This window comes from Sinomonas sp. P10A9 (assembly GCF_041022165.1).
GTDB classification, from domain to species: domain Bacteria; phylum Actinomycetota; class Actinomycetes; order Actinomycetales; family Micrococcaceae; genus Sinomonas; species Sinomonas puerhi.
Genome location: NZ_CP163302.1, coordinates 320,858 through 346,895 on the forward strand (window position 1 = coordinate 320,858; position 26,038 = coordinate 346,895).

Annotated in this window: 4 protein-coding genes (1 of these 4 only partly in view); 3 read left to right on the forward strand and 1 reads right to left on the reverse strand. The window is 69.3% G+C overall.

Annotated features, from left to right (window positions below; translation table 11 throughout):
* From AB5L97_RS01455 to AB5L97_RS01465, 3 genes are all read left to right on the forward strand, one after another.
* Positions 1-23,112, forward strand: partial view of a hypothetical protein gene (locus AB5L97_RS01455; RefSeq protein ID WP_369046185.1) — the 3' portion only. 12,588 nt of this gene lie to the left of the window's left edge; the window shows 23,112 of its 35,700 coding nt (coding positions 12,589-35,700); its start codon lies beyond the left edge, outside the window; it ends in the stop codon at positions 23,110-23,112.
* Between the two features lie 209 nt (positions 23,113-23,321).
* Positions 23,322-24,251, forward strand: coding sequence for a DUF4331 family protein (locus AB5L97_RS01460; protein ID WP_369046186.1), 930 nt, complete (start codon positions 23,322-23,324; stop codon positions 24,249-24,251).
* A gap of 71 nt (positions 24,252-24,322) precedes the next feature.
* Complete coding sequence (locus AB5L97_RS01465; RefSeq protein ID WP_369046187.1) at positions 24,323-24,880, forward strand: hypothetical protein; 558 nt, start codon at positions 24,323-24,325, stop codon at positions 24,878-24,880.
* Positions 24,881-24,933: 53 nt separating this feature from the next.
* Here the strand turns inward: AB5L97_RS01465 and AB5L97_RS01470 are convergent, their stop codons facing one another.
* Positions 24,934-26,031, reverse strand: coding sequence for a D-2-hydroxyacid dehydrogenase family protein (locus AB5L97_RS01470; protein ID WP_369046188.1), 1,098 nt, complete (start codon positions 26,029-26,031; stop codon positions 24,934-24,936).
* Positions 26,032-26,038: the final 7 nt, after the last annotated feature.

The following is a 26,038-nucleotide window of genomic DNA, read 5'->3' on the forward strand; positions in this document are numbered from 1 at the left end:
GTCCAGTACGACGCCGGGTACGGCACCCCGTTCGCGCAGCTCGTCCAAGGCGGCCAGTACTACGTCAAGGTGACCGACCCGAACCACTTCGAACTGTTCGCCGCCGCAGACCTGAGCGGGTCGCCGATCGCGCTCACGGGTGGGACGGGCGAGAGCCACCGCCTGTTCAAGACCTCCGAGGCGAACGTCACCCAGGACAAGACGCCGCGGTTCAACCCGGACAACGCTGTGGACCTGGTCGGCAACCGCATCAGGCTGCCCTATGCCCTCGGCACGATCAGCAACAATGATGCGGTCGTCTACAGCTCGGGCGGCGGCACCCCGATCGGCGGGCTGGTCGACGGCGGAACCTACTACTACAAGGACCTCGGAAGCGGCTGGTTCCAGCTCCTCGACAAGCCCTCAGACAAGGGCGGGACGGTTATCACCCTCGGTGCAGGCTGGACCGGCAGGTCCCACAGCCTGGTGAGGCAGGGCGACGCCCCCGCTGGCGACGCGACCGCGATGGGCCCGCGCGACATCTCGCAGGGCACGACGCCGGGCTTCCGCGGCGTCGCGGTGACCGCCACCAACTCCGACAGCATCGGAGCCTTCGGCATCGGCCTCGGATTCGCCGGCACTGCAGCTGTCACGCTCGCCGGGTCGGTCGCAGTCGTCACCGTGCACACGTCCGCACACATCGGCGCGAACGCGCAGGTCAACTGCGGTGCCACCTGCGCCTCCAACGTCGCCGGCGCTGACGCGGGCCAGTCCGTCCAGGTCTCCGCAGCCAACCAGTTCTACCAGCTCGGCATCGCCGCCACGGTGGCGATCGGCGGCACGGCGGGCGTCTCGATCCCGGTCGCGGTCCGCGTCGTCAGACTCGACACCTTCGCATACATCGGCACCGGCACTGCGGTCAACGCACGGAACACGATTGCCGTCACTGCAGACGGTAAGGACACGGTGCTCTCGTTCGCCGTCGGCGCGGGCGGCGGCACGGTCGGCGTGGCAGGCACCGTTGCGGTCACGGTGCTGACCGTCCACACCTTCGCATGCACCGGAACCCCCGGGGGGCCGGACCCGTTCGCCTGCACGGGCAACGGGGCGGCCCTCGCCGCGGGCAACAATGTGGTCGTCGCCGCGAACGACTCGACAAAGCTCCTCCTCATCACCGTCGCCCTCGCAGGTGGATACGTAGGCATTGGCGCGGCTGTGGGCGTCGCGACCCTCGACAAGCAGGTGCGGGCCTACCTCGGAGCGGGCAGCGTGGTCGACGCGTTGGCCCAGGGCACCCCGGTGCCCGGCGTTCCGAACGGCACGCTCGGCGGATCGCAGTCCTTCTCCGGCGTCATCGTCCACGCGGGCTCGAGTGAGAACGTCTTCGGTCTCGTCCCGGCGATCGGCGGCGGGTTCGTCGGCGTGGCCGGCGGAGTCCAGGTCACCCTCCTGACGACCTCGACTGTTGCCTCCGTCGGTGGGTACAGCCAGATCAACACCGCTCCGGGCGCGTCGGCTTCGCAGGGTGTGAGCGTCACGGCGACGGACGACTTCAAGTCGCTCACCATCGCCGGCGGCGCTGCCGGCGGATTCGTCGGAGTGTCCGGCGGTGTCGACATCGGCACAGCCAACAGCTCGGTCCTGGCCCACATCGACGGTCCGTCGACCGTCAAGGCCATGGGAAGCGTGGAGGTCTACGCGCTCTCGACCAAGGAGGTCAGCACGTTCGCTGTGAGCCTGAGCATCGGCGCGGTCGGCGTCGCTGCGTCGGTGTCCGTCTGGAGCATCGGCACAACCCCGGTCACGGCCTACCAGGACAGCAACGGCGGCAACAACCGCGGACCATGGGACGGCACGAAGTCCTACGCGAAGGGCGACGTGGTCACCTTCGGCACCAACCAGTACACGGCCACCGACGACATCTCTGCGGGCGGCAGCAACCCGACGATCGACACAGCCCACTGGCGTGGCCCGTCCAATGCGACGAGCGGCGACGCCGGCAACAGCGTCACATCAGCGGGCAGCACGGCCCAGGGCGGCGGCGCGGGCGGCTTCCAGAACCACACGCTCGACGGCACGACAGCGGGCTCCGCGAACGCGTGGAGCAGCGCCGTGAACTACAACAGCGGTCAGCTCGTCAGCTACAACGGCAGCACCTACTCGGCCACCGCGGACATCGCGTCCGGCGGACTCGATCCCGCCCACAACGCTGCATGGCGCCTCAACGCTGGCACGGAGTCGTCCACGAACGCACGCCTGTCCGCGCGGCTCTCCGCCGCGAACGCCAAGATCGCCGCCGCAGCACCCACCACGAACCTCGGCACTGCGGCCCTGAGCACCTCCCCAACCGGCGGCACCGCCGCGACGATCGACGCAGGCGTCATCGCAGGCGGACACGTCAATGTGTGGGCCATCGACCGGCTGCATGTACTCGGCGTCGCCGGCGCCGGAGCGGCGGGCCTCGGAGGCCTGGGCGTGTCGATCCTCGTGCTCAACGTCAACAGCGCGACCAACGCTGGGATCGGCGGGACGGCGACCATCCAGGCGGGGTCCGGCGCCGGCGGCAACGTGAGCGTCAAGGCCCGGATGGACGACGAGACGGTCACCGGCGTCGGATTCGTCGGCGCCGCCGGCGCGGTGGCGATCGGCGCCCAGGTCGTGGTCATCAATGACTCGAGCACACAGAACGCGCACATCGACTCGAGCACGAGCGCGGTGACCCTCATCGGCACCGTCACGGGCCAGGGCGTCACGCAGGCTGGCGCTGGCATCGACGTCGCGGCCTACGCCAAGCGGACGGCGAACAGCTACGCGATCGGCATCGGCCTCGGCGCCGTGGCCGTGGGCGTCTCCGCCGCCGTCGTCAACGTCACGGGCGGGGCCAGCGCGACAGTGGGCAACATCGCCGTCGGAGCCTTCGGGCCCGTCGACCACCTCAACGTCTCGGTGAGCGACAACGCGACGAACGATCTCCTGGCCATCGCATTCCAGGCCGGTGTGGCGGGCGGCTTCGCCGGTGACCTCGCGTTCGTCACCCTCGGCGGCACCGCGACGGCATCCAGCGGCGCGCACGGGACGATCGGTGCGGGCGGCCTGAGCGTCACGGCGGACGGTGTCCACACGGCCGCAGCCAGGACTCTCAATGTCGCGACCGGCGTGCTCGCCGTCTCCGTGACGGTCGCCCGCGTGGTCAACTCCCGCTCGACCGAGGCCCTCGTCGGCCCGACGTCAGCGATCACCTTCAGCACCCCGGCCCCGTTCCTGGTCAAGGCCACCGCGAGCAACTCCGCGACAGCTACGGCACCCGGCGGCGGCGCGGGCGGCGTCCAGGTCACGGCACTCCTCGCGTTCGCCACCGTCTCAGGACACACCACCGCGGAAGCCGACGGATCGGCGTCGAACGCCACCACGATCACGGTCCAGGCCTTCGCGGACAACACGGCCAATGCGACGTCGACAACCATCGGCGTCTCCGTCGTCGGCCTGTCCGGCGGCGTCGCGACCGCGGACATCACCTCGGACGCGAAGATCGAGGCGACGATCGGTGCGGGTGCCTCCCTCAGCGGCAGCGGCGCCGTCCTCATCGAGGCAGGCACCCGCAACGCCGGGAACAAGGCCATCGCGGCGGCGACCCTCGGCAGCCTCGGCGGCATCGCGGCCCTGAGCGTCATGGCGGCCGCCGCGCACGACAACTCCGCCGCGCGCGTGCGCGTCAACGGCTCCGTCACCACCACCTCGACCGCGTCCACCCCCGGTGCTGCCGCCATCGGCGTCCACGCCAACGGCACAAATCTGGCCACCGCGGACATCTTCGTGGTGACCGGAAGCCTGGGCTTCGCCGGCAACGGCAGCATGGCCTTCGCCGAGATCGGCTCCTCCGGCAAGGTTGAGGTCGTCGGCCAGTCCGGAGGCGAGCTCCATGCAGGTGGCCTCGTCGAGGTCACGGCGACCTCGAACAACCACGCTGAGTCGAGCACCGTGCTCGGCGCGGGCGGCTTCGCGGCCCTCGGCGTCTCGGTGCCGACGGCCAAGGTCGACGGCGGAACGAACATCCGCCTCGGCGGCACCTCGATCACGGGCACGGCGCTGACCGCGACGACCAAGAGCACGAACCTGGCCGAGGCGACCACCAAGGCCATCACGATGGGTGCTATCGCGGCGCAGATCGCCTCGGCGAAGGCCGAGATCGGGGCCAACGCGACCACCGAGGCGGGCATCGGCTCGGTGAACGTCGGGGCAGGTGCCGTCACGCTCAACGCGACCTCCTTCGACACCGCGACGGCCGAGTCCGGCGGGGCCTCCGGCGCGGGCCTGTCGGTCCAGGTCTTCACCCCCGAGGCCCAGATCCACGGCTCCACGCGGGCCTACGTCGCCGCGGGAAGCACCGTCGTGGCCGGCTCACTCACAGCCCTCGCGAACGCTACCCCCAAGGCCACGGGCACAGCCAAGATGCTCGGCCTGGCCCTCCTCAGCGGAACGGGAGCGACGCCGGTCGCGAACGTCGACGGCACGACCGAGGTCTACATCGGCGGCGGCAGCACCGTCTCGCTCGGCACGGGCGCGGCGGACCTCGAGGCGACACGGAACGGGTCCGCGACGGTGACGAACATCGACATCGCGATCGCCGCCGTCTCGATCGCCTTCGTCGACCTCGAGGCCACCACGGCGGGCACGATCGCCGCGCACGTCGACGACGGCGCGGCCCTCACCGCCGGCACCCTCATCCTCCACGCGAGCGGCACGAGCACACCGACGGCCACGAACGCCCCGCCGTCGGGCTCGAACATCACTGTCGGTCTGGCCTCGGGTGCTTTCATCACGACCCACGCGACCGACTCGACCACGGTGGCAGCCTACGTCGGGCCGGATGGCGCGGCCGCCGACGCGAGCCACCCCGCAACCGTGACAGTCAGCGGCACGGGAACCGCGGCGTCGGTCATCGCGAGCCTCACCTCCGCTCCCCGGGCAGTCACCGACATGGTCAGCGTGGGCCTCGGCTTCAACCTCGTGATCGTCACCGAGACGACCACGTCGGCCCCGACAGTCAAGGCCTTCCTGGGTGGCTCAGCCAGGGTCATCGCGAGCGCGGGTGCCGTCGAGTTCGTCTCCTCCGCGAACGCGACCGCGATCGCCGACGGCCGAGGCATCGGCATCGCCGGCGGCTTCAGCGCGGGCGCCACGTCGGCGACCTCCGACTTCCGTCCGACGCTGAAGGCCTACACGGTCGGCGGCGGCGAGCTCCACGGTACCGGCGTGACCGTGACCGCACGGCTCAACGTCGACTCGACCGGTGCACCGATCCGGCCGTCCGTGACGCTCGCCGGCGACTCCACGCCGTCGACGGTCGACCCGGCCTTCGCCAGGGTCCGCCTGACCGGCATCGCGGTAGGCGCGGCCGTGACGGCCGCGAGCTCGACGGCGACCAGCACACCCGAGGTCGCCACGACCGTCGGGTCCGGCACCCAACTGACCGGGCCGGGCTGGGTCAATGTCACCAGTGTCGCCTTCAACGCCGCCACGGCGGAGGCCCGCTCGCTCTCGGCCGGCATCGTCGCCGGCATCGGTCTCGCCCAGCCGACCGCGGAGGCGGGCGGCCACGTCAAGACCGACTTCAACGGAACAGCCTCCAGCGTCACGGCCGTCACGATCGGCTCGACCGTCGACTCCTCGGCCATCGTGCACGGTCGGGCTGCCGCGGGCGGCCTCGGTGCAGGCGTGGTCGCCGGCACGTATCAGGCGACGACGGACATGGGCGTCTCCACAGGCGTCGGCGGCGCGGTGAGCGCCTTGGGCGACGTCACCGTCCAGTCCGTGGAGCGGAACTCCACGATCGCGGACTACAGTGCGGTCGCGTTCGGAGGCTTCGGCGCCGCGGGCATCTCGACCGTCAGGGCCACCGACTCGTCCTCGGTCGCCGCGGGAGTCACCGGCAGCATCACGAGCGGCGGAACCCTTTCCCTCCTCGCGTACCACAACTTCGACGGCAGCAACTTCCTCACCGACCACCTCGTCGACGCGTCGGGCAGCGCGCTCACGGTGGCGATCGGCCTCGCGATCTCGAGCAACAACCTCTACGCGAAGGCCGCTTCGAGCACGACGGCGACCCTCGCCTCGGGCGGCACGCTCGCTGCGCCGGGAGGCGTGATCGACATCCGGGCGGTGAGCGGAAACTTCGCCAAGTCCAAGCTCAAGAACGCCAACGGCGCGATCCTGAACGTGTCTGTCGACTCGAACCCGGACGCCGAGGCCTCGGGTACCACGACCGCCTCCGTGCTCGGCAACGTGCGCGTGTTCGACGGCGTGAACAGCACCCCGGGCGCGTCGTCCCTGAAGGTTCTCGCCAAGGGCAACGACACGGCGGTCGCGGGCATGGACGAGAGCGGCGGCGGCCTCCTGTCGGTGACGAACTCGACGTCCACGAGCCACGGCATACCGAGCGTCGGCGTGGTCCTGGGCGGCTCGACGTCGGTCATCCGGGTCAGCGGCGACATCAGCGCCCAGTCCGTGGGCCTGAGCGATTCGGACGCGAGCACGTCGAGCGCGACCGGCGGCGCGATCAACGTGACCAAGTTCAGCGCGACCGCGACCCTGTCCCCCAACTCGACAGCGTCCGTCACGGGTGGGGCCAGCATCAAGGCGACCGGCGCGATCAGCCTCGACGCGTCCGCGAACCCGCCGCTCCCGCCGGCCTCGGACGGCACGTTCAACGCAGCCACGGGGGTCTCCGATGCCGCGAACACGATCACGTTCACGGCGAACCACAACGCCACCACTGGCGACGTGGTCACGTACGACGCGCAGGGCAACCTCGTGATCCCAGGCCTTCTCGACGGGCAGCAGTACTCGGTGATCGTCACTGGCGCGCAGAGCCTGCAGCTCGGCGCCGTGTTCACAGGCGCGAACGTGCAGGCCGACACGGATGTGATCGACTTCGGCGTCCGCGAGCACCACCTCCACGAGGGCGACATCGTCTGGTACTCGGCCGTTCCGCTCGGTGCCTCGGGCGTGACCTCGGACGTGGGCGGCCTGACGAACAACACGCGGTACCGGGTCCACGTGCTTGACGCCTACCGGATCAAGCTCCAGCCGATCGGGTTCACCCAAGCCAGCGTCTCGGTCAACGCGACGAGCATCAATGCCAGCACGGGTGCGATCACGGTCTCGAACGGCTTCCATGACGGCGACTTCGTCACGTACTACCAGCCGAACACCGCGGCGACATTCAGCTCGGGGCAGGTCAACGTGGTCTGGGACGGCGGCGCGAAGAAGTGGGTCACCGCGACGGGCAACGACGCCAATGACGTCTACTTCGCGGCCGAGGACCCGAGCAACCCGGGGAACTTCCTCGACATGGGCTTCTCGACCGGGACACGCGTCTACTACGCCCCGCATTCGGGCAGCACGATCGGCATCTCCGCCGGCTACTACTACCTGATCCGGGTCAACGGCCAGGAGTACAAGTTCGCCGACTCGCTCTGCCACGCGACGGGCCTCGCCGGAGACTGCGGCACCTCGACCAATCAGGCCCAGGTCGCACTCACGCTCACCCCGGACACGTCGACGGCCGGCAAGGCCGTGGTGCAGCAGCTGTGGCGTGCCCCCAACGCGCCGATCGGCGGCCTTCAGGACGGTCACGGGTACTACGTGGTCGGCTGCGGCGGGGCATGCACGTCGTCGTTCAAGCTCTCCGACACCCTCGGCGGTGCCGCGAAGACGTACTCGATCGTCTCGGGCCAGACCGGCGGCCTCCACACGTTCGCCCGTGACGGCATCAACCTGTCCGTACCGACGCTCCCTGCGGGCGTCACGAGTGCGGGCAACCTCGTCTACACGCTCATCGAGGACATCGCGCCGGCCAGCGGGACCCAGAAGCTGCACGGCATCGGCGAGAACATCCCGTTCGGTGCCACGAGTGGCGACCAGATCGTCTCCGCCTCGGCCACGGGCGGTGGCGGGGGAGCGATCTCCGTCTCGACGGCGGTCTCCCTCGCCGAGGTCCTCTCGACCCTCAGCGCGACCGTGGGCAACGGCGCGATGCTCGACGGTGGCACCGTTTCGGTCACGACCCACGGCATCGTCTCGGGCAAGACCGTCTCCTCGAACGACAGCGGCGGCCTCATCTCGGTCAACTCGGCGAGCGCGGACACACACCTGTACATGGGCAACGCGATCCTCGTGGACACGAAGGCCGTCCTTTCCGCGGCTCAGACGGTCACCGTCGCGGCGTACTCCGTGCTGGTGCCGACGATGATCGCCTCGTCGAGCTCGGGCGGCCTGTTCGCCGGCGGCTCGAGCGGCGAGACGATCCTGACTGACTACTCCACCACCGTGGACGTCAAGGGAACCGTGAATGCCGGGACGGCTGCCGCTGTCGAGTCGCACACTGCGGTCTACGCGTATGGCCAGGGCACAGCCGACGTCGGAGGCCTCGGCGTGAGCGGAACGACGAACCTCCTCGTGAGCGTCGGCGGCGGGGACGCTGGCTGGGTGCCCGGATCGGCGAACACGGCGCTGACCCGCACTGCGATCGCCGGCGCGGTCGCGGGCCGCACGGTGGCCGTCGGATCCTACGTCGACGCGCTCCAGCTCACCGGCACGTCCCGGACCCGGGCCACGGCCTTCGGCGCGAACTCCGAGGCGACAACCGCCGTGAACGCATACGGCCTCACCCAGACTGTCCTCGCGAGCGGCGCGGTCCTCACCGGCAACGTCTCGACGGCGCTCAACGCGGAGTACCGCGGCATCAGCATCGACAGCTACGCGTCTGCGACGTGCCATTGCTTCGGCGGGCGCACGTCACCGACCGCGAGCGCGGACGTCAGCACGACCGCACAGATGGCCGGCATGAGCGGCTCGACCATCACGACCTCCGACCTTTCGGTCACCGTCAACCAGCTTGTCGACCACTACCTCCGCCACACCGACCGCAGCGGCGGCTTCCTCGACTTCGGCGGTTCGAGCTCGGACGGAGGCAGCCAGAACTTCAACCGCTGGATCTTCTGGGAATCCACTGTGATCATGCTCGGCGAGCCGAACCCGTGGGTCGAGGTGGACGCCGCGGGCAACGTCACCAAGCTCGTCAACGCCACTGTGCGTGACACCATGGGCCACGTCTTCACCGATGACCCGTTCAACAACATCCACACGGTCGGCCAGCTCACTGGCCCGAGGTTCAGTGTGGATGACATCATCTACGACCATGGGGCGAACGCGCGGTTCCTCGCCAACGTCCCCGTCAACATCACGGGTGGCAATGCCCCCGCCGGCGTGATCTGGGGTGGTCTGGGCCAGTTCCAGTTCCAGCAGACGTGGAACTACGTCAAGCTCCTCAACGCGTCGAACCTGAACATGATCGTGAACAGGATCAACGTGGTGAACACGGTCAACTCCCCGGTCATCGACATCCGCGTCCAGACGATCAAGCCGGGGACCGGGTTTGCCACGACCGGTCTGAGCCCACCGACCGTCGGCGGCAGCTTCGACTTCGACATCAAGTACACGTTCCCGCCGACCCTGGTCCTCATCCAGAACACGTGCGCGTACACGTGCACCGGCCAGAACCCGTTCATCCGGCTCGACAACTTCATCGAGAACCCCATCGGCACCACCGAGGTGGACAACGCGAGCGGAGACATCCTCGCCGGACCGCTGGGGGCCCTGAACCCCAACACCAAGGTCATCCGCACGAACGTGCTCACGCTGTCCGCCCCGCACGGGAACATCGGCCACCAGGCCGCCCAGCACCCTGTGCCAGGGACGCCGGACCCGGAGCGCAACCCGATCGCCGTCGAGATGGTCCGCTACCAGAGCGTAGACGGTGCGTACCACGACTTCGCCATCACCGCCGACGCCGGTGGCGACCTCGTGCTCGACCTCACCGCGAACCGCCGCACCGACGAGGTCATCGGCTCCGCGCTCACTGTCACGGTCACCCGGCTCACCGCAGGTGACGACCTTGACGTCGTCGTCAACGACAGCAAGAACGGCAACGACCTCGCGACCAACGTCCTCGTGACCGTCAACGCCTACCACGCCGCGACGAGCAACTACCACTATGTCTTCCCGACGGGCTACGACCCTGCCCTCGGCGCGGACGGCAGCCCCTACGGCTCGACGTCGACCAATCCCGGCAGTGGCCAGTACCAGACCCACTACGAGCCGGACACCGCAGATCCGAACCTGGCGCGGATCCTGCGCGCCTTCGGGACCACGACGACGGTGCTCGACTCGGCCTACGTCTTCACCGAGGCCCGTTCCGGCGATGACCTGGACATCTGCCACGTCTCCACGTCGTCCGCCTACGCGGCCCAAGAGCCGAAGTACTGCGCAACGACGGCGATCAATGACGCGACGCACCTCGTGGGAGCGGCGACGCCGACCACGACGGTGACCTTCACGATCAACACCGACGTCGCGTGGACCGGCGGTTCGCCGACCCCCACCCCGGTGGATGATCCGAGCATGTCCGGCGGCTACCTCGCAGGGGACGTCGCCCAGATCTTCCTCACGACGAATGGCAAGATCACCGCGACCGAGCTCGCCGGCGATATGCTCGTCGGCCACATCGACTCGACGCAGAGCGACGTGGTCCTGTCCTCGCCGCAGCGCATCCTCGACGCGAACAGCCAGACTTCGATCGACGTCACAGGTGTCAACATCACCATGACCGCTGGAACCGGCGGGGTCCTGGGCGGCATCGGCCTGCCGACCGACTTCCTCGAGATCAACGTCGACGCGCTGCGGACCAACACGGGCGTCCTCACCGCGATCGACACGGCCTCGACCAGCACCCTCGGCGTCTTCGTCACCGAGATCGGCGACAGCAACCCGGCCACGACCGACGACCTGCGCATCCACCTCGTCAGGACGCGCGGCGACGTCTCGCTCGCCACGGTCAAGGGATCGGTCATCGACGCGAACGGCCCCACCGGGCAGACGGCCGCCGAGGTCATCGGCAACACGGTCGACATCAAGGCTGTGGGCGGATCGATCGGCGCGGCCGACGGCAGCAACGATCTGGACATCTCCTCGGGACGCTTCACGATCCCGTGGAGCCCGTCGTCGACAACGCCGTCGTCGACCGTGGCGTTCGAAGCCGACCAGGGCATCTTCGTCACCGAGATACCCGATTCGTACGATCCGCTCGACCTCGGCAAGCCTGCGCCGATGAACGTCGTCCTCGCCCGGACCTTCGCAGGCAATGTCCGCCTCACGGTCACCGAGACGAAGGCGCAGGGCGAGGACCTCAACCTGCTCCCATGCGCAGCCGTGACCACGGGCGGACGCCAGTCCTGCAGCCTCCTCTTCGTCGAGAACGCGCCGCGCACGACGGCGAATGGCCAGATCCAGCGCGGCCTCATCCAGGCGGACGCCGGCTGGGTGCTCCTGCGGGTCGGCGACAACGTGACGACCGACGGCTACAACGCCGCAGGCGGAGGCTCGGTCGCGACCGACGCGAACCCCGCACTCGTGGCGAGCATCCGGGCCGCGCAGTGGATCGACATCTACGGTGACTTCTCCAACAGCGGGCCCGGCTCCGCGATGGGCGGCGCGGACCTCGGCTGGGGCACCATCATGCACCTGCACGGCGAGCTGTGGAGCGGCACAACCCAGACCACCAACGGCACCGCCCTGTTCGGCGGCACCCAGACCAACCCATGCGTGAGCCAGATCGACAAGGACGGCCACGCGTGCAGCCTCACGCGCATCTTCGGGAACACCGATTCGGACATCATCAGCTTCGACCAGACGTACCTGCGCAACATCACTCGGGCCTACGGATCGAACACTCCGACGCCGTTCGGCTCCTACGCCCCGTCCGGCGACGGCGAAGACTTCATGTTCGTCAACCAGCTCCAGACGATGGACGTCGCCGACGGCATGACGCTGACGCTCGACGGCCAGTCCGGGTACAACAGCTACGTCATCAACACGACGGGTAGCCAGCCGTGCTTCGCGGGCGACCCGGCGGGCTCGACCTGCCACAACTACGTCATCAACGTCCTGGACACCGGCGCCCCGACGGACGGCTCAAGCGTCCTGACCGTCAACGGCTACGACAGCCCGCTGTCCGGCTATGACGCCCAGGGCAACCAGTACCCCACCGACGACATCTTCCTCCTGCGCCGCTCGCGCTTCATCGCCTCGACTCCGACGTCGAACACGCCGGGGGAGCGCGCGGACGACCCGGGCTTCGTCGCCCTCCTGCACGGCCAGCTCGGCGCCCGCACGACGCTGTTCACGGGCAACCTGTCGCTGTGCTTCACCGCGACGGGCTGCGGGGCCGGCACCGCCCCCGGACGGACGCTCATGGGCGCCCCGGCGGGCACCTTCGCGCAGAGCCTCGCCGGCCTGCGGGTGCATCTGGGCGGGCCAAACGCGGGCGTGTGGGCCGGGGACTACACTGTGGCGAGCGTCGACCCGCTGGGCACGTGGATCACGTTCGCCGAGACCCTGCCGATCGGCGTCTCGCTCACCACGGAGCAGGTCCCGACGTCGAACGTCGCCCTGCCCAACGTGACGGTGAGCCTGCTGGCGAATGACGTCACGACGTCGGACCCGACCGGCAATCCGGCCATCCGCACCCAGGCCTACGAGCGCATCAACTACGACACGGGCATCCGCTGGCGCCTGATCGTCAACGGCCTCGGCGGCAACGACGTCTTCGCCTCCGACGACGTCACGGTCACCACCACGCTCGACGGCGGCGCCGGCAACGACTCGTTCCAGATCGGCCAGATCTACGGCCGCCAGAGGGACGCCAACGCCTTCTCGTCCAACCTCGGCGTCTCCGCCGACGGCATCACGCGGGACACCTCCGGCGGCGACCTCAACCCGCAGGACGTGTTCGGCACGGTCGCGACGACGCGTGGCTGGGTCTCCGCGGGCGCGTCGGCCCCGCTCGTCGCCGTGGGCGACGCGGGCGACGACACCTTTACCGTGTACTCGAACCAGGCGCCGCTGCGCCTCGAGGGCGACGACGGCAACGACCTGTTTGTGGTCCGCGCGTTCGCCCTCGCCGAGGTCCGCACCGGCCACGGCCTGCCAGCGTCGATGGGCGGCCTGTCCTGCACCGACCCGAGCGTCACCCTGACCGACGCCCAGCGGGCCACGTGCGACATCGTGTGGATCAACGCCCAGGACCAGATCGCGATGCCGCGCCTCACGAGCGGCTTCTCGACGGCGGCCGAGAGCGACATCCGCACGGGCGCGGGCCAGAACCAGGTCATGTACAACATGAACGCGCCCGTCTCGATCGACGGCGGCACCGGCTTCAACAAGGTCGTCATCCTCGGGACCGAGTTCGCCGACCACATCGTCGTCACGGCAAAGGCGATCTACGGCGCCGGAATGTCGGTGAAGTACACGAACGTCCAGGTCCTGGAGATTGACGGGCTCGAGGGCGACGACACGATCGATGTCCTGTCCACGGCCCCCGGCATGGTCACGCGCGTGATCGGCGGTCTGGGCTCCGACACGATCAACGTCGCCGGCGACGTTGCCGGGGACGTGTTCGCCCTCAACATCGACGGCACCTCCAGCACCGTGAACCACGGCGTCGTCTCGACCGACCCGAACTACAACGGGATCGTGGCCGACGGCGTGCCGGTCACTGTCGCCCGGCCGGGCCAGGGCCAGGTGGTCATCACCGAGAGCGGCGGCTTCACGGCCCTCTACGAAGGCGGCTGCTACTCCCTTGCCCCGACGTCGTCCACGTGCGGCACCGCGCCGCCGCTGCCCTCGCTCGACTCCTACACGGTCCACCTCGCCGCGGCACCGGTGTGCAACGGCGTCTCGGACGCCACGTGCAAGGTGTACGTGACCGTCTCCGCCGCGTACCCGCCGTCGACCACCCACCCCCAGCTCACCGCGGGCAGCCTGCCCGACGGCGCCCCCACCGGCACCATGCCCGACGGCACCCCGGTCGGCGACACGATCCTTGTCGCGGCAAACCTCAGCGGCAGTGCGCTGGCCGACTTCTACCGCCAGATCATGCTCGGCGGCGCGTCGAAGAACGTCTCCAACCGCTCGCTGGTGCTCGTCTTCGACGGCACCAACTGGAACACGGACCAGACCGTCTACCTCTACGCGGTGGACGACCTGAGGGCCGAGGGCACGCGCGTCGTCACGGTCAACCACACGGTGGTCAGTGCGGATCCGCACTTCGACGGCGCGATCGTCCGCAACGTCGAGGCGACGGTCTACGACAACGACCAGGCCGACATCCTCATCGGCCAGACCGACCCGACGACCGGCCACCTCGACAACGACACGACGGTCCTGGCCGGCAATGTCTCACCGGTAGTTACCGAGTCCGCCGACCAGATGACCGTCCAGCTGGCGATGGCCCCGGCGGTGGGCAAGACAGTGGTGGTCCGGATCGTGCCCAGTGACAATATGGTGTGCCTCACGAGCACCGACGGCCGCTTCGGCCTCCAGTCTGGCGCGGCGTTCAGCGACCCGGCCGCGTGCGGCGCCACGCCGTACGTGTACACCGCGACGTTCGACAGCACCAACTGGTACCTGCCGGTCGTCGTCAGCGTCCACGCGCGCACGATCATCGCCCCGATGGACCCGCACAACACGCCGATCATCATGACGATCGATTCGTCCACGACAGATCCCTCCTACCTCGCCGCGCGGTCCCGCATCAGCTCCCGCGTGGACGTCCAGGTCATCAGCGACAAGGCCCCCGGCGTGTTCGTCCAGCTGTCCGACGGCTCGACTATCGTCCAGGCCTGTGGCAACACCGCCTGCACGGTCCCCGGCCCCGGCGACTCGTACACGCTCCGCCTCAACTCCGCCCCGACCGCGAACGTGACCGTCTTCGCCCTCACCGACGGCCAGGTCGACGTGACGACGTTCGGCGGTGCGAACTATGCGGCCTACGGCGGCCAGCGCGCGGCCCAGGCGTTCATCGGCGTCATCAACGTCTCCGCCAGCACGGTGACCCGCGGCAACGGCTCCGACCTTGGCAGCTTCCTCGACGAGGGCTTCCGGATCGGGCAGAAGATCCGCATCTCCGGCACGGGAACGGCCGACGACGGCGACTACCAGATCCTCAACCTCACCACCCTCGCGCTGACCCTCGACCGGCTCCTCCCCGTGGACCGCTCCGTCTGGGCCAACCCGTTCAAGAACGTCATCATCAGCCAACTGGCCGACGCCGGCGTCTTCACCGGCACAACAGGCCACTCGCTCTCCTACGACCCGGTCACGGGCGCCCTGACACGCACCGACGGCTCGAGCTGGCTCGACTCCGGCTTCACCGAGGGCATGGTCGTCAAGGTCTCCGGCGACCCAGCGTTCTACAAGATCCAGCGCTTCGCCTCGGCCAACGGCGGCACCCTCAACGTCCTGTACTTCACCTCCACCGCGAAGCCCGCAGCCGTGGGTCCGCTTGCCACGCTCACCCAGTGGGCCGCATCCGTGACCTTCACGACGTCGAACTGGTGGATCCCGCAGGCCGTCAACCTCGTCGCGGACGTCAACTGGGTGGTCCCCGTCGGCCGCGGGAGCATCATGACGTTCCCGAAGCAGGCCCACCGGCTCGACCAGATCCGCGGACCCCTCTCGGTCGAGGGCGGCACGACAGCCTCCGACCGCTCGCTCAAGGCCGCGATCCTCCTGCCCGGTGAGGGCAACACGCCGCCGTTCCGCGTCGCGGCCCAGGCGCCGGAATGGCAGCAGATCGACACCCTCAACATCTACGACGACGGCAGCCGGCAGAACCTCACCGGAAACCTGACCTCCACGGCCGTCACCGGCCTCAACATGGGCCCGGGTCTGGACTTCTCCAACCTCGCCGACCCGGTCACGCACCGCCTGCCCTGGGGCGAGCCCCTCGTCTTCCCGGGCGGCATCAGCTACGGCTCGCTCGCGTTCGATCCGAACACCGGCCAGTACTCAACCGACGGCGCGCTCTCGACCATCGAGATCCTCAACATCATGCTCGGCGCCGGCAACGACACGTTCAACATCCAGTCCACGCTCGTCCAGGGCGGCGACATCAACCCGATCACCGGAATGCGCGGCGAGCTCGCGCACCACGGCGGCATCACGGCCGTCCACGGGGGCGGCAACAGCCCGCTCATCGTCAAGGGCACGTTCGCCGTGTACTCGGGCGCGGGCGGCAGCGGACTGATCCGCCAGGACGGCCTGGCCTGGACTGACCTCGCCTTCCACGCGGGCCAGCTCGTCGAGGGCCCCGACGGCCGCCTCTACACGGTCACCGGCTTCGCGAGCAGCGGCAACCCGGGCACCCTGCCCGGCGACGTCATGCTCCTCGCCCCGGCCACGGCCGGCGGCGCCGCACTCACCGGCGGCCCTTACACGGGCTCGGTCTCGGTGGTCGACGACCTCTCGGCAGGCCTCGGCGTACCCCGCACCCAGCTCCCGGCGGGCTGGAGCCTGGCGACGGGCTGCGGCACGGTCGGCACTACGGCCCTGTGCATGCTGAGCGTGGTCCCGGGCAACGGCATCCTCCTTTCCAACGGCCAAGCGTGGCAGGCCCTCGGCTTCCGCGCCGGCCAGCAGGTCTTCATCCCGGGGGTCGGTGTCCGCACGATCGTCCAGTTCGCCAACAGCGCCTCGCCCAACGCGGACGGCAACCCGTCCGACGGCGCGGTGATGATCGTCGACGGCGCCCCGCTCACCCCGGGTGCGCTGGCCGGCGTCGTGAGCCGCGTGAGCGGCTTCTGGGTCGCCACGGGCGGTGCAGTTACCGGCTCGATCACCCCGACGGCCGACGGCGGCACGGTCGCCTTCGCGGGTCTGCCCGCCGGTGCCATCGCCGGCTCGGGACTCACGGTCGGCACGCTCGTGCGGATCGACGGGGTCGACGGGTACCGCACCATCACGGCGATCGACCCTGTGGCCGGCACGATCACGGTCAACGGCGGAGCCCTCACGGCCTCCGCAACGTCGGTGCCGTGGAGCGGCACCGTGAGCGCGGTCCGGATTGGCGGAGACTCGATCAACGTCACGGGCGGCGGCGGCCCGGCCTCGCCGCTCGTCCTCTACGGCGACACGTCCCAGGACGGCGTCTGGTACGGCGGCGACCCGACGCACCTCACGCTGCACAACTTCGGGCCCAAGCCGATGCCGCACATCGAGGGCGCTAACGTCACGCTGGCCGTGACGCCGGATGGGCACACGGGAACGGTCACGCTCAACAGCTGCCCCAACGGCAACGGCGGCACGTGCACCGGCTCGGGCTCGTTCCTCCACGACGGCTTCGCCGTGGGCCAGGAGCTCGCCCTGAGCCTCGCGAGCCCGTTCGCGCAGACGGCCTCGATCCTGCGCGGCACCGACCGGCTCACGCTCGCCTCCGGCACGTGGGACACGCACTTCGGCACCGGCATGCAGGTCACGATCTCCGGCGTCCAGGGCGTCTGGACCGTCACCGGGTTCGACGCGACCCGCACGACCATGCTCCTCAACGGCCCGGTCATCGCCCCGATGCCGTGGCAGACGCTCACGGTCACGGCCGTCTCCCAGTACGTCGGCATCGTCAGGGCCGTCACCGCGACCGTGATCAGCCTGAACCTGGCCCTCACGCTTGCTGACTTCCCTGCCGGACCCGCGTTCCCCGTCACGTCCTCCACTGCACCCATCACGGGCGTGTACAGCGTGGTCGTGCTCAACCGGGTTGGAAACAGCGCGCCGTTCTTCATCTTCCCGCTGGCCAACCCCTTCCAGTTCAGCGGCAATGACGTCATCGACGCGCACGCGCTCACGGGCACGGACGGGCCTGGTGGGAACCTGCTCTCGATCGGCGTCACGATGTATGGCGGCGCTGGCGACGACGTGCTCATCGGCTCGCAGACCGGTGACCAGATCGCGGGCGGCTCCGGATCGGACACGGTCTTCGGTGAGCGCGGCCAGAACATGGTCTACGGCGACTCGGGCTTCAACGTGGACCTCATCACGCGCGTCCTCACCGTCGCGACAGTCGGCAACGGCCCCGCGGGCTACCCCGCCGCCCAGTACCCCGACCGCGACCTCCTCAAGGCCGCACCCGACCTCCTGTACGGCGCCGGGGCCGGCACGCTCCCGGGCGTCAACGGCGTGACGATCGGCCAGAACGACAACATCGTCTTCGGCGACCTCGGCGTCATCACTCAGGACGTCTCCGGCGCTCGCGACACGACCAAGCCCCTACCTGGCAAGCTCCAGAAGATCCAGACGACCCTCCTTACCGGCGGCCTCGGCGGCGTGGGGACACAGATCGACGGCGGCTTCGGCGTCCTGAGCGTCGACTCGAAGGCCCTCCAGAACGGGGACGACGACTGGGTCTACGGCGGTTCGGGGCGCGACATGCTCATCGGCGGCCCCGGGAACGACGCGATCGACGGCGGCGGCCAGAACGATATGCTCTTCGGCGACAACGTCTCGATCCAGCGCTCCTACGGTGACTGGACAAACGGGCGCTTCCAATCGCTGTGCGGCACGCTCCTGTACAGCCGCTCCGACCGCGTGAACCCCTGCGGCGGAACGGTGGACGCCTATAACTCCGGCGCGCTCCTGACCAACGGCATCGCCCAGAACTACCGCACCGCCAACGACGTCCCGTGGTGGGCCGAGTACAAGGTCTCCAACCTCTGGCAGGACTTCGGCGCCGACGACGGACAGAAGTGGCTCGGCAGCTGGGGTAACGACTACATGGCCGGCGGCGCCGCCAACGACGTGATCCTTGGCCAGATGGGCGACGACACGATCCAGGGCGACGGCTCCATCGACTGGATTGCTCCCGGAAGCCCGACGTCGATCCTCCAGCGCGTCTCCGCCTTCCGCACTCCGACCGGCTGCACCGGTGCCCCCGGCACGCTCATCTGCGATCCCGTCGGCCCGCTCACGGTCTACCCATCGGTCGAGCGCGCCACGGACGGCTCCGACTACATCGAGGGCAATGCGGGCAACGACGTGATCTTCGGCGGCCTCGGCCAGGACGACCTCGTGGGTGGCAACTCCGACTTCTACAGCCTGACCAACCCGTACCAGCGGCCCGACGGCGGCTCGTACACGGTGACGCCCGACGCGTACGGCAACCCGATCTACACCGCCGCGAGCGCCGTCGTCGGCGACCTCGGCAAGAACCTCATTTTCGGCGGCGCCGGCACACAGATCGACCTCAACAACGAGGTCGGCGAGCCGGGCGGCCTCAACGCGACAGCGAACCGGCAGCTCGCCGACGGCACGCTCACCGCCGACATCCACGCGCGCGACGCCGACACGATCGTCGGCGCGAACGGCGACATCATCCGGATCGTGGGCATCAACGGCACGGACACGTCGGGCTGTTTGGCGGCGACAGCCACCGGCAAGGCCGGAGACTGCCACGTGCAGCTGAGCAACCCCGACACCATGCGGTATGTGACCTACAACTGGGACACGTACGACACGTCGCGCTGCACGCTCGACGCTAGCACCAAGCGGCCGGTTTCCTGCAAGTACAACGCCGACGGCGTACAAGTGGTCCGCGGGGTCAGCCTGCTCGACTACACGTCCGGTGGCCCCGACTTCCGGCCGGACCTGTTCTTCAGCGCCGCGTCGCTCGCTGCCGCGACGTGCAACACCTCGCCCACCCAGCCCGTCTGCAGCCCCGTCCTGGCCAACGGAGCCCACAGCGACCTGTTCGCGAAGCAGCTCGCCGCGTGCGCCCCGTCCCTCGATGCCAACGGCAACCCCGTCTACAACGTGGCATGCCACATCTACGACATCGGCGGCGTCAACGAGACCCACGGCGAGTCCGGCGACGACACGATCTACTCGGGCCCGGGCAGCGACATCGCGTTCGGCGACGCGCAGAACGATCAGATCATCGGCGGCTGGGGCAACGACTGGATCTCCGGCGGCTCCGGGGACGACACCGTACTCGGCGACGACGGGCGGATCTTCACGAGCCGCAACAGCGCCACCGGCGTCACCTGGAATGGATCCGCATGGGTCGCGAACGGCTGCGCCCCGAACAGCGTCGGCTGCTACTCCGAGCCCCTCTACGGTGCCCTGACCCTCCTGCCCACGGACCCGAATACGCGCATCTCGAACGGCAACGTGCTCGACGAGTACATCTACACGCCGGGCCAGGTCCAGCAGGCCATCATCAACCGGGCGGGCGCGCTGGCGACCGCCGTGGACGAGACGCCGTTCGACCTCACCCCGCGCTCGGCCGGCTCCACAAACCCCAACTACGACCCGAACAACTCCGACGACGTGATCTTCGGCGGCCTCGGCAACGACCAGCTGCACGGCGGGGCTGGCGACGACGCGATGAGCGGCTCCGAGGCCCTCGCCACGAGCTACGTCCAGGCCTTCGACGCCAACGGCAACCCCGTGGGCGTGACCCGGACCGACTTCAACCACCCGTGGAACCCGGGCGACGTCCTCCACTTCGGCGCGGACACGAACGCGTGGCACTCCAACCACCACGTTGCCAGCCGGCTGGGCGAGTTCCTCCTCTACGACGAGTACGATCCGCGCCGCATCATCCTGTTCAACCCGGACGGATCCGTGTGGAAGGGCGGCCCGCCGCCGAAGGACATGCAGTTCTTCCTCAACAACGATCCGACTCTCGGCGATCCCGTCACCGCGTGCCTCGGCGTCGACAACCAGGGCAACTGCATCAAGACCGGAACCGTGCCCTCGGACGGCAACGACGTCCTCTTCGGAGACCTCGGCAACGACTGGCTCGTGGGCGGCACAGGCAACGACACGCTCTACGGCGGCCTCGGCAACGACCTCCTCCAGGCAGACGACGACCTGACGAGCGGTACGAGCTACGGCCTCAACGACGTCCCGGACGGTCCGAACTCGAGCTTCGAGGACCGTGCGTTCGGCGGCGGCGGCCTCGACATCCTCATCGGCAACACCGGCGGCGACCGCCTCATCGACTGGGTCGGCGAGTTCAACTCGTACATCGTCCCGTTCGCGCCGTTCGGCATCGCGACCGTGTCCCGCCAGGTCGAGCCGCAGCTGCCCGAGTTCCTCTACGCCCTCTCGCGCGCCCAGGGCGCGGACCCGACACGGGCGACCGACACGGGCGACGATCCGGCACGCAACGGCGAGCCCGACGGCGAGCTCGGCCTCATCACGCAGCACGACCACGGCCTCTGGCAGCAGCAGACCGGCGGGCCCACGGACCCGCAGGCCGGCAACCTGCCCGGCGGCAAGCGCGACGTGCTCCGCTCGGCCGACTTCAACGGAGGCACCACGCAGGGCTTCGCCGTCGACTCGGGCTCGTTCGTGGTGGCCAACGGCGCACTCCAAGTGGCCGCAACCTCGCTCGGCCAGGATGCTGCGGCGGTGTGGTACAACGACGCGTACTTGCCGACCTACTACGAGGTCCGGGCGCAGATCTCCGTCCAGAAGCCGACCGCCGGGTGGAAGGCGAACTCGTTTGTCATCTTCGACTACTGGAGCCCCACGGACTTCAAGTTCGCCGGCATCGATGACTCGATCAACAAGATGGTCATCGGGCACCGGGACGCCGGCGGCTGGTGGTACGACTCGCAGGGCTCCGTGACCGGATCTCTCACGCCAGGCACCTTCTACGACCTGCTCGTGGCCGTGAACGGCACAGCGGTGACCGTGACGATCAACGGGACCAAGGCATTCAGCTACACGTTCGCGCCCAGGACCCTGTCCGACGGAACGCAGGTGGGCCTCAACAAGGGCTTCCTCGGCTTCGGCTCGAACAACTCGCAGGGCATGATCGACAACATCGCCCTCCAAGTCCTCCCGCCGCAGGTCTCGCTCGACCGCACGAGCTTCTTCGACAGCGGCGCCGCGGACTGGTTCACGTCGGACCAGACGGGCATCTGGAACACTGCCCTCGGCAGATACGGCACGGCCGTGAGCGCAGGCGCCGCGCCCGCTGTCTCCATCACGTCTTACACCCCGCAGGGCCAGCTCATCGACCCGACCTCCTACGTCGAGATCGTCGGGGTCCTGAACACGAGCGGCACCGCCGGCATCGTGTTCGACGAGTACGCGCCCAACGACTTCAAGTTCGCCGCACTCGATGTCGCGGGCCAGCGCGTGATAGTGGGCCACGTGGATCCACGGCGCGGCTGGCAGGTCCAGCAGGCCTTTGCCGCGACGCTCGTAGCGGGGAAGGACTACACGCTCGACCTCGTCCTCAAGGGCACCGTCGCCTCCGTGACCCTCAACGGAAGCTTCCTCGGCAGCTACATCTTCAACGCAGCCGTGACCGACGGCCGGGTCGGCACGCTGGCCGCGACCGGAACGGCCTCGTTCGACTCGTTCCGCTTCATGACCGATGACCAGGTCTTCGCCGGGGCGCCCCCTCCGCTGTCCACGGTCTCGATCGCGGACGTGTCCGTGACCGCGCCCACCAGCGGAAGCACGACGGCGACCCTCACCATCACGCTCTCGGCCGCGCCGACCAGCCCGCTCACCCTTAACTGGACGACGCTCGATGGACCCGTGGCCACGATCGCGGCGGGCGACTACCCTGCCCAGTCCGGGACGGTCACCGTGGCTGCCGGTGCCACGAGCGCGACCATCAAGGTCACCGTGAACGGGAGCAGCGTCTACGAGCCCACCGAGTTCTTCTGGATCCAGATTCTCCCCGTCGCCGGCTACAACCTCGCCCGCGGGTTCGCGGCCGTGACCATCACGAGTGCGATCGCGCCCCCGGCCGGCGTGACCACCACGACGGCAACACCGGTGGCCGCCGCGAGCTCGGCGAGCTGGGCTCCCGCGCTCTACCCGGCCGCGAACACGACGTCGGCGAGCACGACCAGCGCGACCAGTTCGACGTCGACAACGGGCACGGCCTCGACCACGAGCACTGCCGCGAGCACCACGAGCGGGGCGACCATCACGGCGGTCTCCGCCTCCGGCGGCAGCACCATCACGTCCACGGGCGGCGTGTCCTTCCGGGTCACCGGTGCGAACAACCGGGACTTCTACCAGGTCATGGTGATGTGCACCGTGAACGGCGTGGTCGTATACGGAACCACGCTGACGGTTGTCATCGGCGCGGACGGCACCGGCAGGACACCGCCCATCTACCCGCCGTCGGGCAGCACTTGCGTTGCTTACCTGCAAATCCCCAAACAGATCGACCGACCCCGCACCGTGAGCCAGACGACGTTCACAGTCACCTAGCTCATCCTCGCGACCGGTGCGGCCGGATCGGCGGCCTCCGCCAGTGCGGCGAGGAATGCCGGGCTGGCTCCATCAAGCGCCATGGGAGGACGCTACCCGCCCGGCCGAGGAGTCCCACGACCGGGCGCCCCCAAGAGAAGGTGTCGCGGGGGGGGATTGCGGCTCCTGGGGCCCGGTGGTTCACTGTCCGGGAGGAAAGGGGCTGCTCAGTGCACCACAACGACCTCCCCGAGGGCGATCCCCGCCACGACATCACCGACCTGTTCGTGTTCCAGTCCAGCGAGGACCGGGCCCGCACGGCCGTCATCCTGAACGTGCACCCTGAGCTCACGCCCGCCGCCGACCCCGTCGACGCACGTGTCAGCTACGAGCTCAAGTTCGACCTCGACGGCGACCTCGAGGCAGACCTCGCATTCCACATCCTGTTCAATCGCGCCGGAGACGGCCGCTGGGGCGCCTCCGTGCTCAGGTCGACCGGACTCGACGCGCGAGGCACCGGGCGCATCGGGGCTTCGCTCTTCCACGGCGTGGCTGTCTCGGACGGCCACTTGGCGGATATTGCCGAGGAGCAGGGTCACAGGCTCTTCGCCGGGCCGCGGAGCGACCCCTTCTTCGCCGACCGGGACGGCTTCGCCAACGGTATGCAGTGGACGGGCCGGGACTACTTCGCCGACAAGGACGTGTTCTCGATTGCGCTCGAGATCCCGAACGACTCCCTCGCCGGCGAGCGCCGGATCGCGGTCTGGGCCAGGACGGTCGGGCTGAGCAGCCAGCACGTCCTGAACCAAGCAGGACGCCCGGGGAACAACGTGTTCCGGCCCGAGCCGGAGGTCTTCCAGACGGTCGGGCCGGCCCAACAGCGCGAGCACTACCTCGACCGGTATGCGCAGAACTTCCGGGCCATGGGCTACACCGAGGCCGAGGCCATGGGCCTGGCGAAGGATTGGGTTCCGGACGTTCTCTCCTATGACTGCACGGAGTCCGCGGGCTTCCCGAACGGCCGGCGGCCCACCGACGACGTCGTTGCGACCGCCGTCGAGATCCTCACCCGAGCGCCGCTGCCGGCGTCCGCCAGGATCCCGGCGCACTCAGACCTGCTGCAACGCTTCCCCTACCTCGGCGCCCCGCACCACCTCTGAGCTCCGGCTCGCAGTGCGGCCAGCCCGGAGCGATCGCCGAGATCAGGGCGACGGCTGAGTAGGCTGGCACCGTGCCGCCGTCTCCCAGCCCGAGCCCGATCGACGTCATCGTCCACTCCGACCCCGCCGCCTGGTGGCAGATGCTGGCGCCGTACGCTCCCCTGCTCGCCGCCGTCATCGCGGGCTGGATCGCCTGGAAGGCGCTGAAACAGCGGAGCCTGGCGGACAACCGCGCCGAGTGGTGGCGGCGAGCACAGTGGGCTCTGGACGCCTCCATGTCAGCGGAGCCCAGGCGCCGCGAGATGGGCCAGCAGGCTATCGACCGGCTGGGACAGAGCCCACTCGCCGGCCCCGAAGACCTGGACTTCCTGGAGATCGGCACCGAGGACGCGCTCGAGGACGCGGACGCTGCGCGCCACGCAGAAGCGATGGCCATGGAACGCACGACCGGGCGGAAGTCGGCGCGTACCGACGCGGGCATACAGCCCTCGAACCGGCCCGCCTCAGTCTCGCCCGAGGATCGCCGCGTGCAGATTGCGGCGGCGAAGGCCCGCATCACATTGGACGAGCGGCGCGGCCTCGCGACGCCGGACTGGATCGTGGCGCTCTCCCTCGAGAAGCCTGAGTAGCGCGCTCGCCTATTCCCTGGGCGCGCGCCGCCGAAGCTGGCCTCGTGCTCCTGTCAGACTTTCGGCTCTGTCGCGGTTTCGGTGGTGGGCGGGCCGCTTAGCCGAGGGGGATTCGCGGCGTCTGCCTTCAGGTCACCGGTGCGAACAACCGGGGCTGGTAGCTCCAGAATCCGCAAGGGAGCGCCGGCCGCCCACGCCTCAATGTCCTCGACTGCGTCACGGTAGAAGATCTCATACTGCTCGCGCGTCACGTAGCCGATGTGGGGAGTCAGGACGGTGCGCGGTGCGGTCCGGAGCGGGTGGCCGGCGGGGAGGGGCTCGACGTCGTACACGTCCAGTGCCGCGCACCCGATCTGGCCGGCGGCCAGTGCATCGAACAGCGCGGCCTCGTCGATGATCGGCCCGCGGGAGGTGTTGACGAGCACGGCGTCCGGCTTCATGAGCGCCAGCTCCGCGGCGCCGACGAGGCCCCGCGAGCGCTTGGACAGCACAAGATGCACCGAGAGGATGTCGGAGCTGGCGAAGAGCTCGTCCTTCTCGACCCGGCGCACGCCCACCTCCGCTGCCCGCTCGTCGGTGAGGTTCTGGCTCCACGCCACGACGTCCATGCCGAAGGCGAGCCCCACCTTCGCCACCCGAGCACCGAGGTTGCCCAGCCCGAGGAGTCCCAGCCGCCGGCCCTCGAGGCCGCGGCCCACGGTGGTCTGCCACCCGCCGTCGTGCGTCCAGCCTGACCCGCCCGCGCCGAGCTCAGCGTCGAGACGCCGCGTGGCCGCGTGGATGAGCGCCCACGTGTGCTCGGCGGCGGGGGAGGGCAGGTACTCCGTGTGGCTTACGAGGATGCCCCGCGCGGCGGTCGCCTTGAGGTCGATCGAGGCGTTGCGCCGTCCGGTCGTGACGATGAGCCTGAGGTTGGGCAGGCGCTCGAGCCGGTTTGCGGTCAGCGGGGTGCGCTCGCGCATCGCCACGATGACGTCGAAGGGTGTCAGCGCGGCGACCACGGCGTCGTCGTCGTGCCCGAGGTGCTCGCGGAACACGGTCACCTCGGCGCCGCCCGATTCGAGGCCGGACCAGAGGGCGAGCTCGCGGGCCACGCCCTGGTAGTCGTCGAGGACAGCGATCCTGAGGCCATGGAGTTCCGTGGGAGTCATGCGACAA

What these genes read in the sequence shown, in the direction of transcription:
- AB5L97_RS01470 (WP_369046188.1), bottom strand. Translation starts at nt 26,031, where the DNA reads ATGACTCCCACGGAACTCCATGGCCTCAGGATCGCTGTCCTCGACGAC.